General features: G+C 60.6%; 13 protein-coding genes. 8 read left to right on the top strand and 5 right to left on the bottom strand.

Annotated elements, in window-relative coordinates:
• Positions 1-92: 92 nt before the first annotated feature.
• From ccoP to ccoN, 4 genes are read right to left on the bottom strand one after another with little or no spacing between them, the layout of a single operon-like run.
• Positions 93-1052 carry a cytochrome-c oxidase, cbb3-type subunit III gene (gene ccoP / locus AXE65_RS06845; protein WP_068389928.1) on the bottom strand — a complete coding sequence of 320 codons (960 nt, stop codon included), beginning with the start codon at positions 1050-1052 and terminating at the stop codon, positions 93-95.
• Entirely contained in the window at positions 1049-1261 is a 213-nt protein-coding gene (locus tag AXE65_RS06840; protein WP_068389924.1) for a cbb3-type cytochrome oxidase subunit 3, read from the bottom strand. The genes ccoP and AXE65_RS06840 overlap by 4 nt, the downstream gene beginning before the upstream one ends.
• Before the next feature lie 5 nt (positions 1262-1266).
• On the bottom strand, positions 1267-1875 hold the full coding sequence (gene ccoO / locus AXE65_RS06835; RefSeq protein WP_068389921.1) for a cytochrome-c oxidase, cbb3-type subunit II: 609 nt from the start codon (positions 1873-1875) through the stop codon (positions 1267-1269).
• Complete coding sequence (gene ccoN / locus AXE65_RS06830; RefSeq protein ID WP_068389918.1) at positions 1875-3317, bottom strand: cytochrome-c oxidase, cbb3-type subunit I; 1443 nt, start codon at positions 3315-3317, stop codon at positions 1875-1877. The genes ccoO and ccoN overlap by 1 nt, the downstream gene beginning before the upstream one ends.
• 287 nt (positions 3318-3604) lie before the next feature.
• On the opposite strand from ccoN, the gene AXE65_RS06825 reads away from it, so the two are divergent.
• The 5 genes from AXE65_RS06825 to AXE65_RS06805 are packed head-to-tail and all read left to right on the top strand — an operon-like array spanning position 3605 to position 7361.
• The gene (locus AXE65_RS06825) at positions 3605-4171 is read left to right on the top strand and encodes a YqgE/AlgH family protein (protein WP_068389914.1); all 567 of its coding nucleotides are present in this window, start codon (positions 3605-3607) and stop codon (positions 4169-4171) included.
• Positions 4171-4617, top strand: a complete 447-nt coding sequence (gene ruvX / locus AXE65_RS06820) for a Holliday junction resolvase RuvX (RefSeq protein WP_068389911.1) — start codon at positions 4171-4173, stop codon at positions 4615-4617. The genes AXE65_RS06825 and ruvX overlap by 1 nt, the downstream gene beginning before the upstream one ends.
• A complete protein-coding gene (gene pyrR, locus AXE65_RS06815; protein WP_068389909.1) occupies positions 4595-5101 on the top strand; it encodes a bifunctional pyr operon transcriptional regulator/uracil phosphoribosyltransferase PyrR in 507 nt (168 codons plus the stop codon). The genes ruvX and pyrR overlap by 23 nt, the downstream gene beginning before the upstream one ends.
• Positions 5098-6078, top strand: a complete 981-nt coding sequence (locus AXE65_RS06810; RefSeq protein WP_068389906.1) for an aspartate carbamoyltransferase catalytic subunit — start codon at positions 5098-5100, stop codon at positions 6076-6078. The genes pyrR and AXE65_RS06810 overlap by 4 nt, the downstream gene beginning before the upstream one ends.
• Positions 6078-7361 carry a dihydroorotase gene (locus AXE65_RS06805; RefSeq protein ID WP_068389903.1) on the top strand — a complete coding sequence of 428 codons (1284 nt, stop codon included), beginning with the start codon at positions 6078-6080 and terminating at the stop codon, positions 7359-7361. Before AXE65_RS06810 ends, AXE65_RS06805 begins: the two co-directional genes overlap by 1 nt.
• On the opposite strand, the gene yrfG is transcribed toward AXE65_RS06805, so the two are convergent.
• On the bottom strand, positions 7317-8006 hold the full coding sequence (yrfG, locus tag AXE65_RS06800; RefSeq protein WP_068389899.1) for a GMP/IMP nucleotidase: 690 nt from the start codon (positions 8004-8006) through the stop codon (positions 7317-7319). The two genes, AXE65_RS06805 and yrfG, sit on opposite strands and share 45 nt — an antisense overlap.
• Positions 8007-8618: 612 nt before the next feature.
• Here yrfG and AXE65_RS06795 point away from each other — a divergent pair.
• The 3 genes from AXE65_RS06795 to AXE65_RS06785 are packed head-to-tail and all read left to right on the top strand — an operon-like array spanning position 8619 to position 12785.
• Complete coding sequence (locus AXE65_RS06795; protein ID WP_204376533.1) at positions 8619-9023, top strand: hypothetical protein; 405 nt, start codon at positions 8619-8621, stop codon at positions 9021-9023.
• A gap of 22 nt (positions 9024-9045) precedes the next feature.
• Positions 9046-10842 (top strand): ABC transporter ATP-binding protein, encoded by a 1797-nt coding sequence (locus AXE65_RS06790; protein ID WP_068713284.1) that lies wholly within the window; start codon positions 9046-9048, stop codon positions 10840-10842.
• A complete protein-coding gene (locus AXE65_RS06785) occupies positions 10839-12785 on the top strand; it encodes an ABC transporter ATP-binding protein (RefSeq protein WP_239685042.1) in 1947 nt (648 codons plus the stop codon). Before AXE65_RS06790 ends, AXE65_RS06785 begins: the two co-directional genes overlap by 4 nt.
• Positions 12786-12790: the final 5 nt, after the last annotated feature.

Below are 12790 nucleotides of genomic sequence, written 5' to 3'. Positions count from 1 at the left end.
GCGCCCAGCCGGATACCCGCTGAAATTCGCGCGTGTCCAGCAATCTTCAGGAATACGCCGCCGCACGAATGGCGGCGGCTGTGCGTGTCAGATTACGGCGTCTGCCCTTCACCTTTGTGCGACAGGCTGTACACATAGGCCGCGAGCAAGTGCACTTTGTCGTTCCCTTGCAGTTCGGCTTGGGCGGGCATTTGGTTTTGTCTGCCGTGGCGCACGGTATGCTGGATTTGCGCGTAGCTGGTGCCGTAGATAAAGGCATCCGGGCGGGTTAAATCCGGTGCACCCAAGGCGGCCATGCCTTTGCCTTCCGGGCCGTGGCAGGCGACACAGATGGTTGCGAAGGTTTGCTTGCCAGCGGCAAGGTCGGCCTTGGCATCAGCGGGCAGCGGGCGTTTTGCCAGTTCGCTCAAGACATAGGCGGCAACGTTGCGCACGCCCGCTTCGCCGATGGCATCGCCCCAAGGTGCCATAACGCCGTGGCGACCGTTCATGATGCTGGCTTTGATGTCTTGCGGCGTGCCGCCCCAGCGCCAAACCTCATCGGTTAAATCGGGAAAGCCGTAAGCGCCCTTGGCATCGGAGCCGTGGCAGATGGCGCAGTTGGAGGCAAACAAGCGTCCGCCCATTTTCAGCGCCTGCGGGTCTTTGGCGACTTCCTCTATGGGCATGGCGGCGAATTTGGCGAAAATCGGGCCAAAGCGGGCATCGGCACGCGCCATTTCTTTTTCCCACTCGTGCACGCCCGTCCAGCCTTTTTGCCCATCGGTGAACTGTTCGCCACTTTGATAGCCGGGGAACAGTCCTTTCCAGTTACCCAAGCCCGGGTAAAGGATTAAATAACCCACGGTAAAGACGATGGTGCCGACAAACAACATAAACCACCACTTCGGCAGCGGGTTGTCGTATTCCTCGATACCGTCAAACGAGTGGCCGACGATATTGTTGTCGGCATCCGCCCGTTGCCCACGGCGGGTGGCAAACAGCAGCCAAGTCAAGCCAATCAATGTGCCTATCGACAGCAGGCTGACGTACAGGCTCCAAAACGGGGTCATGGGTGTTCTCCAGCAGGCTTGCCCTGGCTTTTTGCCTGTTGCTCTTCGGCGGGTTTGGCGCTCAGTTCGGCATCGTCATCCACCAAGGGCAGCATGGCGGCCTGTTCAAAATCTTTTTTGCGCTTGCCGTTAAATACCCACAGCAGCATGCCAACAAAGGCGATAAAAATCACCAGCGTGCCTAAGCCGCGAATCATGCCAATGCTCATGTTGCTTACCTCTTGCTTTTAATGGCGGTGCCTAAGCCTTGTAGATAGGCGACCAGCGCGTCCATTTCCGATTTGCCTTTAACCGCATCCGCAGCGCCCGCAATGTCTTCATCTTGATAAGGCACGCCGACGGCGCGAAGTGCACGCATTTTCGCGGCGGTGTCTTTGCCGTCGAGCTGGTTTTCCACCAGCCAGGGGTAGGACGGCATGATGGATTCCGGCACCACGTTGCGCGGGTTGTACAGATGGGCGCGGTGCCATTCATCCGAATAACGCCCGCCGACCCGTGCTAAATCAGGCCCGGTGCGTTTGGATCCCCAAAGGAACGGATGGTCCCACACGCTTTCACCGGCGACCGAGTAATGGCCGTAGCGTTCGGTTTCGGCGCGGAACGGTCTGATCATCTGCGAATGGCAGCCGACGCAGCCTTCGCGGATGTAAATATCGCGGCCTTCCAGTTGCAGCGCCGTGTAGGGTTTCATGCCAGCGACCGGCTGATTGGTCACGTCCTGAAAAAACAGCGGGACGATTTGCGTCAAGCCGCCGACACTTACCGCCAGCACCATGCCAAACAGCAGCAGACCAATGTTTTTCTCAAAAACTTCGTGTTTCATCAGTGTGCTCCCGCCGGGATCAATGCGGCGCTTTGTGCGCTGGCCGGTTTGGCCGCGCGGACGGTCTTGTAGGTATTCCAGGCCATCAATAGCATGCCGAAGGCGAAGAAGCCGCCGCCAATAGCGCGCACCACAAAGCCGGGGTGACTGGCGACCAAGGCTTCGACAAAGGAATAGGTCAGCGTGCCGTCTTCATTAACGGCGCGCCACATCAAGCCTTGGGTAATGCCGTTGACCCACATCGAGGCGATATAGAGCACCGTGCCGACGGTGGCGAGCCAAAAATGCGCGTTAATCAGGCCGATGCTGTGCATGCGGGTTAAGCCATAGACACGCGGGATTAAATGATAGAGCGAGCCAATCGATACCATCGCCACCCAGCCCAAGGCACCGGCGTGCACGTGACCAATGGTCCAGTCGGTGTAGTGCGACAGCGCGTTGACGGTTTTAATCGCCATCATCGGCCCTTCAAAGGTGGACATGCCGTAGAAGGCCAAGGACACCACCAAAAAGCGCAACACCGGGTCATCACGCAATTTGTGCCAGGCACCGGAGAGCGTCATCATGCCGTTAATCATGCCGCCCCAAGACGGCGCGAGCAGGATGACCGACATCACCATACCAAGGCTCTGCGCCCAGTCCGGCAATGCCGTGTAGTGCAAATGGTGCGGGCCTGCCCAGATATAAAGGGTAATCAGCGCCCAGAAGTGAACGACCGAAAGTCGGTAGGAATAAACCGGGCGTTCGGCCTGTTTTGGCACAAAGTAATACATCATGCCCAAAAAGCCGGTGGTCAAGAAAAACCCGACCGCGTTATGCCCGTACCACCACTGAATCATGGCATCGGTTGCACCGGCATAGACTGAATAGGATTTAAACCAAGTCACCGGAATTTCGATGTTATTGACGATATGCAACATCGCCGTGACCACGATAAACGCGCCGTAAAACCAGTTGCCGACATAGATATGCCTGGATTTGCGCTTGACGATGGTGCCGAAAAACACCAGCGCATAGGCGACCCAAACAATGGTAATCAGAATATCAATCGGCCATTCGAGCTCTGCGTACTCTTTGGAGCTGGTCAAACCCAAAGGCAACGAAAGCCCCGCCAGCACAATAACGGCCTGCCAGCCCCAAAAGGTAAAGGCGGCTAAACCGTCGGAAATTAACCTTGTTTGGCAAGTGCGCTGCACCACGTAGTAAGAAGTGGCAAACAAGGCGCAGCCGCCAAAGGCAAAAATCACCAAATTGGTATGCAGCGGGCGCAGACGGCCAAAGCTCGTCCAGGGCAAGTCAAAATTAAAGTGGGGAAATACCAGTTGCAGGGCGATAAATACGCCCATACCCATACCCAAAATGCCCCAGACAACCGTCATCAAGGCAAATTGGCGAACCACTTTATAGTTATAAGAACCAGCAGGATTGATGGCTGTATTCACGGCAGAAGCTCCACAGCAAGGCTACCCGCAAAGGCTGCCACTTGGCGCAACAAGGCAGCATTTACGGACGGGAGCAAATTATAAGAGCAAAGCCAAGACAGGGCGAGCGCGGCAAAAAAGCGCATAGTATCGCGCCAAAGGCTTGCTTTAAGTCAATGCAAGAGGCGCGCGGCCTGAAGACACAAGCCAAGTCGGTTAAGCGACATCCTTCGCTTTTAATCCCCGGCTGCGCGTAGAATCGGCTTTTAGGCTCGTCTGCATTAAGACGGCAATCTGACGTTAACGCTATGTACGAAACCAATACACTGAAAAACCATTTTTTACTGCCGATGCCGCAGATGCGCGACCCCAAGTTTGCCAAGAGCCTGATTTATCTGGTCGAACACGGCGAGCACGGCAGTATGGGGCTGGTCGTTAATCGCCCCAACGGCCTTAACTTGGCCGATTTATTAAGCCAATTGCATCCGGATGAAACGGTGCCTGAGCACTGCACCCATCTGCCGGTCTATGCCGGTGGACCGATGCAGGTCGAGCGCGGTTTTGTGCTGCACGAGGCGAGCTTTGTGGCCAGCTCCACCCTGCCCTTGGGCGATTTGGCGCTGACCACGTCGCCAGATGTGCTGCTCGCCATTGCCGGTGGCGACGAGCGCCTTAATCATCATCTGGTGGTGCTGGGCTGCGCCGCTTGGGATGTCGGTCAACTGGATAACGAAGTGGCGCAAAACGCTTGGCTGCTCACGCCCGCCAGCCGTGAAATCCTCTTCGATCTGCCTTGGCATAAACGCCTGGATGCGGCAGCAGCGCAGCTTGGCATCAGCCTTGCGCAAATCGCCCCGCAATTGGGACATGCCTGATGAACAGGGTGCTGGGCTTTGATTACGGCACTCAAAAAATCGGCGTAGCCGTGGGGCAAAGCGTGACCGGCGGGGCGCGCGAGCTGGCGGTACTTAAAGCCCGTGACGGCGTGCCCAATTGGGATGACATTGCAAAACTGCTCAGCGAGTGGCAGCCCGATGCGCTGGTCGTCGGCCTGCCGCTGAATATGGACGGCTCGGCAGGTAACATCAGCCAGCGAGCGGAAAAATTCGCCCGCCGCCTGCACGGGCGCTTTAACCTGCCGGTGCATCTGCACGATGAACGCTTAAGCAGCTTTGCCGCGCGCGACGAGCGGTTAAGCCAAGACGGCGGGCGCAAATCGCGCAATAAACCCATTGATGCACTGGCCGCTGCTTTAATTGTTGAAGGCTTTTTGCAAAACCAACCAAAAGGACAACCGCTTGAACCTGCCGCAACCTGCTGAACTCTTGCCCGAAATGGCCGCTACGCTGCGTGAGCATCTGCGGCGCAAACCCATCAACCAACCGCAGTTTGTCGGCATTCATACCGGCGGCGTGTGGATTGCCAAAGCACTGCTGCGCGAGCTGAAACAAGAAGCCGCGCCGTTTGGCGTGCTGGATGCTTCCTTTTACCGGGATGATTTTGAACACAGCGGCCTGCATCCGCAAATCCGCCCCAGCGCATTGCCCTTTGCCGTGGACGGTGCTGATTTGGTGCTGGTGGACGATGTACTGATGAGTGGCCGCACCATCCGCGCGGCGCTGAATGAACTGTTCGATTACGGCCGACCGGCCAGCGTCACCTTGGTCTGCCTGCTTGACTTAAATGCCCGCGAATTGCCCATCCGCGCCGATGTAACCGGCGCGGCGCTTAGCCTGCCGGAGGGGACGCGGGTCAAACTGAGCGGTCCTGCGCCTCTTATCCTCGAACTGCGAGACAGCCGATGAGTCATCTGCAACTCAATAAAAACGGCGAGCTTTGCCATTTTTTAACCTTGGACGGTCTGCCGCGGGCGCTACTGACCGACTTGCTGGATACCGCCGACTCGTTTTTGGAAGTCGGTTCGCGCGCGGTAAAAAAAGTCCCGCTGCTGCGCGGTAAAACCTTGTGCAATGTGTTTTTCGAGAACTCCACGCGCACCCGCACCACCTTTGAACTGGCAGCCAAGCGGCTGTCGGCGGATGTCATCACGCTCAACATTGCCACCTCCTCAACCAGCAAGGGTGAGACGCTAACGGACACGCTACGCAATCTGGAGGCGATGGGCGCAGATATTTTTGTGGTGCGCCATGCCGATTCCGGCGCGGCGCACTTTATCGCGCGCGAAGTCTGCCCGCACATTGCGGTGATTAACGGCGGCGACGGCAGGCATGCGCACCCCACCCAAGGCATGCTGGATATGCTCAGCATCCGCCGTCACAAGGGCGATGTCGCCAGCTTATCAGTCGCCATAGTCGGCGACCTGCTGCATTCGCGCGTCGCCCGCTCCAATATGCAGGCGCTAAAAACCTTAGGCTGCGCCGATATTCGCGTCATTGCGCCGAAAACCCTGTTGCCGGTCGGCATCGAACAATACGGCGTGCGCGTGTTTAGCGATATTGAGCGCGGGCTGCAAGATGTGGACGTCATCATCATGCTGCGCCTGCAACGTGAGCGCATGCAAGGCGGCTTGCTGCCATCGGAAGGCGAATTTTTCGCCCGCTACGGTTTAACCGCGCAGCGGCTTAAAGCCGCCAAACCGGATGCGTTAGTCATGCACCCAGGGCCGATTAACCGCGGCGTGGAGATTGCCTCAGAGGTCGCCGATGGCGCGCAGTCCATCATCCTTAACCAAGTCACCTACGGCATTGCCATGCGCATGGCGGTGCTGTCCTTGTGTATGAGCGGGCAGACCGCGCGTCGCCAGCAACGGGAGGAGCACTGATGCAAATCCATATCAGCGGCGCACGGGTGATCGACCCGGCCAGCGGGCTTGACCGCGTTACCGAGCTTTACTTGCAACAGGGCAAAATTGCCGCGCTAGGGCATATGCCCAGTAATTTTTCGCAGGATTTGCGCATCGACGGGCGCGGGCTGATTGCAGCGCCCGGACTGGTTGACCTGGCCGCCTCGCTGCGCGAGCCGGGCTTTACGCGAAAAGGCTGTATCGAAAGCGAAACCCGCGCCGCTAGCGCAGGAGGCGTCACCAGCCTGTGCTGCACGCCGGATACCCTACCGGTGACGGACAGCAGCGCCGTGGTCGATTTAATCCTCGACCGCGCCCGTGAAGCGGGCAACGCCAAAGTTTTTCCCATTGGCGCACTGTCGCAAGGCATGCAAGGGCAACGTCTGGCCGAACTGATGGCACTTAAAGACAGCGGCTGCGTAGCGTTTAGCGCAGGGCTTGGCGGCTTTGACAACAACCAATTGCTGCTGCACGCGCTCGAATACGCAGCAACCTTTGATTTAACCGTGATTTTTCGCCCACAAGATAAAGCGCTCGCCACAGGCGGCTTGGCTCACCAAGGCAAGGTGGCGAGTTTTTTAGGCTTGGCAGGCATCCCGGAAAGTGCGGAAACCGTGGCGCTGGCGCGGGATCTGTTATTGGTGGAACAAAGCGGTGTACGTGCGCATTTTTCCGGCCTAAGCTGCGCCCGCAGCGCACGGATGATCGCTGATGCCAAAGCACGCGGCCTGCCCGTGACGGCGGATGTGGCGCTCTATCAATTGCTTTTGACCGATGAAGCGCTGGCGGATTTTTCCAGCCTCTACCACGTGCAGCCCCCGCTGCGCAGCGCCGCCGACCGCGCCGGATTGCTCGAAGCGGTGAAAAGCGGCGCAATTGATGCCATCGCCAGCCATCACCAGCCGCACGAAGCGGACGCGAAAAACGCCCCATTTGCCAGCACCGAACCTGGCATCAGCAGCATCGAACTGCTGCTGCCGCTGGCATTGTCCTTGGTGCAAGACGACCTGCTGGATTTATCCACCCTGCTTGCGCGTTTAACCAAGGGCCCGGCGAGCGCGCTGCGCCTGCCTGCGGGCAAGATTGCCGCCGGATGCAGTGCGGATTTAGTGCTGTTTAAACCAACGCAGGATTTTTGCGCGGGCGAGCGCTGGTATTCACGCGGTCGCAACTGCCCGTTTATCGGTAAGACCCTGCGCGGCGAGGTGCGCTACACACTACTGGGCGGGCGCATCGTCTTTGATGCCAAGGCCGCGCAGTAACGGCGGCCAGTCGTGGACGGCGGCGAATTCTTCGGTGTCTTTTGGCGGTAATTGGCTATCCGGCTGCTTGACCGCCAAAAGATGCAAAATGCCAAATCGCCTCGCACTGCGCAGCACCGCGAGGCTGTCGTCAATCAGCAGGCAACGCGCCGGATTGAGCTTGAGGTCTTCGCTTAACGCCGTCCAAAACCGCGCATCTTCTTTGGGATAACCGTAATGGTGACTACTAATCATTCGTTCAAAATAAGCGTCAAGCGGCACTCGCTGCATTTTTAAATGAAGCGAATCACTGTGCGCATTGGTCGCCAAAATTAAACGTTTACCCGCCCGTTGCAATGCCGTCAAGAAATTTAAAGTGCCTTCGCGAGCCGCAATGCGCTCAGCGACTTGTTGTTTGAGCTTAACAATCGGCAGCGAAAGCTTGGCGCTCCAAAAATCCGTGCAATACCAATTAAGCGTTCCGCCATGCTGACGAAATAACCCGTGCAAATAACCTGTTGCCTCGCTTAATGTCATGCCTTGTTGTTTGGCATAACAAGCGGGCAGATATTCAAGCCAAAAATAATTATCAAAATGCAAATCAAGCAAGGTGCCGTCCATATCCAGCAGCACGGTATTGATATATTGCCAAGGTAGCAGACTCATGGCGTTTACCTATTTCCCTACTTGGTTAAAAAATACTTTTGTATTCATCAAGCATCATTCTTAAAGAAAGTGACAGGTCTTGACAAGGAAACGACGTGGTGAAGAGCCGTCAGCGGCTCCCGCCACCTAAGGATTCGAACGCGACCGCCTCGGCAGTGCGTCCAACTGCACGTGAGGAGGCGTTGGCTGGTCATTTCAACGAGCTGAACCGATATGACTCTGACCCTCGACCTCCCGTTTTGGCCACGCGACGCTGCCGGAAACGCTCGAATACGCCGCAACGGAATTCGGCGATCAGACCATTGTTCACGTCTCGCCCCATAAAGGCAGCGAGGACGTTCAGACCTATAGGTCACTTGCGAAAGAGGCGAACAGTCTCGCAGAACTCCTCACCTCGAAAGGCTGGTGCCGGCGACCGGATGATCTTTGTGGTGAGCAGCTCCCGGCTGTTTGCCACCTCCTTCTGGGGCTGCCTGCTGGCAGGTATCGTCCCGGCTCTCGGCGCTCTGAATCCTGAGCTTGCTGATCGAGGGATCTTTGTCGATAAAATATTAATGAAAATCATTTGTAATTCACTTACAATTAGACATCAAGATTTCTGTCAGGAGGCACATGATGCCCGGATCGACCCAATTCCTGGACACGTCCGCGCTGCCCGTGGTGCGTATGCCGGCCATGCCATCGTCCGCCGCGCAGATTGAGCAGTGGCTGGCGGACATGGAGACGCTGATGCAGGCCGGGCAAGTTTTCGTCCTGTTGTATGAGCGCTTGCCAGAGCCGGGTGAACGCGGGGACCCCGATGGCCGCAAGAAGACCGTGCTGTGGCTGAAGGCGCACCGTGAGGCCTTCGGCGCGCATTGCCGGGGCATGGTGTTGCTGTGCGGCGACGCCAATGCCCTGCCTCACGTGCAGGCGATGCTGGAGCCGCTGGAAAAGGCCTACCGCGTGCCCGTGCGCGTGGCCTGCTCTGCCGAGCAAGCCCGATCCTGTGCGCTGCAACTGGTGGGCGCGAGCTAAAGCCTTCGGGCCATGGAGAACCATGCAGTCTTCACGTCACGACGAGTCGCTTCCCATCCGCGGCGATCGGCCCCTGAGCTTCGGAAGCTTGCTGCGCATCGCGCCGTGGCCTCTGAGCGGCGCGCTCGTCACGGCCGTTGCCTCGGCGGCGCTGAGCATCGCGCCGTTCTGGTTCATCTACCGGATCACGCTGGAACTGCTCTCGGGCGGGCCGTTCAACATGGCGGCGCTCTGGCCGCTGCTGGGGTGGATGCTGGGCCTGTTGGCGCTGCGCTGGGCCTTGATGGCGGCGAGCCACGTGCTGGCCCACACCGGTGCCTTCGCCATCCAGCACCGGCTGCGGCTGGCGATGGCGCGTCGGCTGGGCGAGGTGCCGCTGTCGTTCTTCGCCGGGCGTGGTTCGGGCAGCCTGCGACGTACGCTCAACGACGACGTGAACAGCCTCGAAGGCTTCTATGCCCACATGCTGCCCGATGCGGTGGCCGCGGCCACGGTGCCCTTGGCGGCCCTGGCTCTGCTGTTCGCGACCGATTGGCGGCTGGCCTTGGCCGCGCTGGTGCCGCTGCCGCTGGCGCTGCTGGCGCAGTGGTGGTTTATGCGCCGTGGTGCCCAGAAGATGCGCGCGTGGAGCGCGCTGCAAAAGCGCATCGCCGACCAAGTCGGCGAGTTCGTGCGTGGCGTGCATGTCGTCAAGAGCTTCGGGCTGGATGCCCGTAACTTCGGTGAACTGGCCGCTGCCGTGCGCGGTGCGGTGGATTGGGTAAGCGGTTACGCGTTGGAAAGTGCCAGCGGCTGGGTGCTGTTCGTTGGGCTTCTGACGGCCAACCTGGTGGTGGTCGCGCCGCTGGGCGCTTGGCTGCACGCCCAGGCAAGTTTGGATCTGCCGACCTATGTGCTTTTCCTGCTGGTGGCCCCTGCGGTGCTGATGCCGCTGCTGCGGCTGACCTTTGCGCTGGGCGAACAGATGCATCGCGGTGAATCGCTGGGCCGCATCAACGAGGTGCTGGCCGCGCCGACACTGGCCGACAGCGCCGTGGCGCAAGTTCCTGACGGAACCCTGGACATCGAGTTCGCCGACCTGCGCCACCGCTACGGCAATCGGCTGGCGCTCGACGGCGTGAGCTTCACGGCCCGGGCCGGTCAAGTGACCGCCTTGGTCGGCCCCAGCGGCTCGGGCAAGAGCACACTGGCGCGGCTGGTCGCGCGCCTGTACGAGTTCGAGGCCGGTACCCTGCGCGTGGGCGGCGTGGACGTGCGCGCATGGCCGCTGGATGCGCTGCTGGGCCGGCTCGGCATCGTGTTCCAGGAGGTGGTGCTGTTCGACGGCACGGTGCGCGACAACCTGCGGATGGCCCGGTCCAATGCTAGCGACGCAGCGGTCGAGGCCGCTGCCCGCGCAGCGCGGGCGCACGATTTCATTCTGGCGCTGCCCCAGGGCTACGACACCCCGCTGGGCGAGCGCGGCGCGCGGCTGTCCGGCGGCGAACGCCAGCGCCTGTCGATCGCCCGTGCGCTGCTCAAGGACGCCCCCATTTTGCTGCTGGACGAGGCCACCGCCAGCGTCGATGCCGAGAACGAGGCGCTGATCCAGCAGGCGCTGGACGAACTGCGCCAGGGCCGCACGGTGCTGATGATTGGCCACCGGCTGCGTACCGTCATGCACGCCGACCACATCGTCGTGCTGGACGGCGGCCGTGTCGCCGCCCAGGGCAGGCACGACGAATTGCTGAGGGACTGCGCCGTCTACCAGCGACTGTGGCGCGACCACGAACAAGCGCGGCACTGGTCGCTTAGCGCCCCGCAGGAGGTACAGCCATGATCCGCGAGCTGGTGCAGTCCGGTTTTCGCCTCTCCGGCACACGCGATCCGCGCTTGCTGCGCGGCCTAGCGTGCTCAGTCCTCGAAGGCCTGTTCGCCGCCGCGCCGTACCCGCTGCTGTACCTGCTGCTGCGCGACGTGTTCGCTGGCAGCGCAACGGCACAGGGTGCGCTGTTCATCGGTCTGGCGATGGCCGCCTGCGTGGCGCTGCGCATCGCGGCTGGCTGCATCGCCATGCCGCTGGTGTTCAACGGTGCCTACGCGATGATGGGCGAGGCCCGGCTGCGCGTGGCCGACCATCTGCGCCGCCTGCCAATGGGCTGGTTTGGCCGCCAGCGCGGCGGCGACCTGGGCGCGCGCCTGACCTCCGACCTGGAACTGGTCGAGAACCTGTGGTCGCATTTCCTCGGCGTGTTCGTGTCGGGCATCGCGATGCCGCTATTCTTGGCGCTGTTCCTGTTCTGGGTCGATCTACGGCTGGCACTGGTGATGGTGGTGGGGCTGCCCTTGGCCTTCGGCGCGCTGGTCTGGACCCAGCAGGTGCTGGCGCGACCTGGCGCGCGCGTGATCACCGCCAATGCCCGCGCGCACGCGGCCCTGCTCGAATACGTACAGGGCATCGCGGTGATCCGCGGCTTTGGCCGCTTCGGCCAGGCCTGGCAGCGCCTCGAAGCCGTGCTTGGCGAGCAGCATGCGGCCATGCTGGCGGTGGAATCCAAACCGGCACCCTGGCTGGCGGCCTACGGCTTCCTGCTGGAAGCCGGTTACGCCAGTCTGGTCGTGGCCGGTGCCTGGTGGCTGGGCAACAGCACACTCGCCCCCGAAGTGCTGGTGCTGTTCCTGGTGCTGGCGCTGCCGGTGTACCGGCAACTGTTCGACGTGGGCGTATCCACGATGCTGCTGCGCTTCGCGAAGCGGGCACTGGGGCGTATCGAGGCGCTGCTGGCCGAGCCTGCGTTGACTGAGCCCACGCAGCCCAAGTCGCCACAAGGCCATGAGATCGCGTTCGAGGATGTGCGTTTCACCTATGAAGGCACGAACGAGAAAGACGCACCACCCGCGCTCGATGGCGTGAGCTGCACCATTCCGGCCCAGGGCCTGACCGCCGTGGTCGGCCCCAGCGGCGCGGGCAAGAGCACGCTGGTGCACCTGATCGCGCGGCTGTGGGACGTCAGCGGCGGCACCATCCGCCTGGGGGGCGTGGACCTGCGCGAGATCGGCACCCACGCACTGCAGCGGCACGTCGCCATGGTGTTTCAGGACGTGCTGCTATTTTCCGGCACCGTGCTGGACAATCTGCGCATCGGCCGCCCTGACGCCACTCGCGAACAGGCCATTAGCGCGGCCAGGCGAGCGCAAGCACACGATTTCATCGAAGCCTTGCCGCAGGGCTACGACACCGTGCTGGACGAAGGCGGCGCGTCATTGTCGGGCGGAGAGCGCCAGCGCATTTCGATCGCCCGCGCGCTGCTCAAGGACGCGCCGATCCTGCTACTCGACGAAGCCACGGCCAGCGTCGACCCTTCAGCAGAAGCCGAGATCCAGCGCGCCATGGCGGAACTTGCGCACGGACGCACCGTGGTGGTCATCGCCCACCGGCTCAAGAACGTGCGCCACGCCAACCGCATCCTGGTGCTCGACCAGGGGCGCCTCGTCGAGCAGGGCCAACATGACGCGCTGCTCGCCCGCGGGAGCTTTATGCGCGGCTGTGGAACACGCAGCAGCAGGCCCAGGACTGGCGGCTGGTGCAGGGTAAGGCGCAGTGACACAGCACAGCGCGATCCCGCCATTGCCTTATCCCTCCAATATGATCGACGCCAAACTCGAATAAGGAAGCCATCGCTTCGTGTCAGCGGGACATCCACGGCCTGTGGTACAGCATTTCCGACGGAAAGCTGCTCACCTATTCGAGCAGTCGGCGCTAATTTCTTGAAGTTAGAGTGACGCTC

Origin of the sequence: Ventosimonas gracilis (assembly GCF_001580025.1) — a bacterium.
Lineage (GTDB): Bacteria > Pseudomonadota > Gammaproteobacteria > Pseudomonadales > Pseudomonadaceae > Ventosimonas > Ventosimonas gracilis.
Note: the sequence above shows the minus strand (reverse complement) of the source record. Positions and strands in the feature narration are given on the sequence as shown.

Bases quoted from the DNA above. Each gene is read 5' to 3' on its own strand.
- ccoP (WP_068389928.1), bottom strand. From the start codon at position 1,052: ATGACCCCGTTTTGGAGCCTGTACGTCAGCCTGCTGTCGATAGGCACA.
- AXE65_RS06840 (WP_068389924.1), bottom strand. From the start codon at position 1,261: ATGAGCATTGGCATGATTCGCGGCTTAGGCACGCTGGTGATTTTTATC.
- ccoO (WP_068389921.1), bottom strand. From the start codon at position 1,875: ATGAAACACGAAGTTTTTGAGAAAAACATTGGTCTGCTGCTGTTTGGC.
- AXE65_RS06825 (WP_068389914.1), top strand. From the start codon at position 3,605: ATGTACGAAACCAATACACTGAAAAACCATTTTTTACTGCCGATGCCG.
- ruvX (WP_068389911.1), top strand. From the start codon at position 4,171: ATGAACAGGGTGCTGGGCTTTGATTACGGCACTCAAAAAATCGGCGTA.
- AXE65_RS06810 (WP_068389906.1), top strand. From the start codon at position 5,098: ATGAGTCATCTGCAACTCAATAAAAACGGCGAGCTTTGCCATTTTTTA.
- AXE65_RS06805 (WP_068389903.1), top strand. From the start codon at position 6,078: ATGCAAATCCATATCAGCGGCGCACGGGTGATCGACCCGGCCAGCGGG.
- yrfG (WP_068389899.1), bottom strand. From the start codon at position 8,006: ATGAGTCTGCTACCTTGGCAATATATCAATACCGTGCTGCTGGATATG.
- AXE65_RS06795 (WP_204376533.1), top strand. From the start codon at position 8,619: ATGATGCCCGGATCGACCCAATTCCTGGACACGTCCGCGCTGCCCGTG.
- AXE65_RS06790 (WP_068713284.1), top strand. From the start codon at position 9,046: ATGCAGTCTTCACGTCACGACGAGTCGCTTCCCATCCGCGGCGATCGG.
- AXE65_RS06785 (WP_239685042.1), top strand. From the start codon at position 10,839: ATGATCCGCGAGCTGGTGCAGTCCGGTTTTCGCCTCTCCGGCACACGC.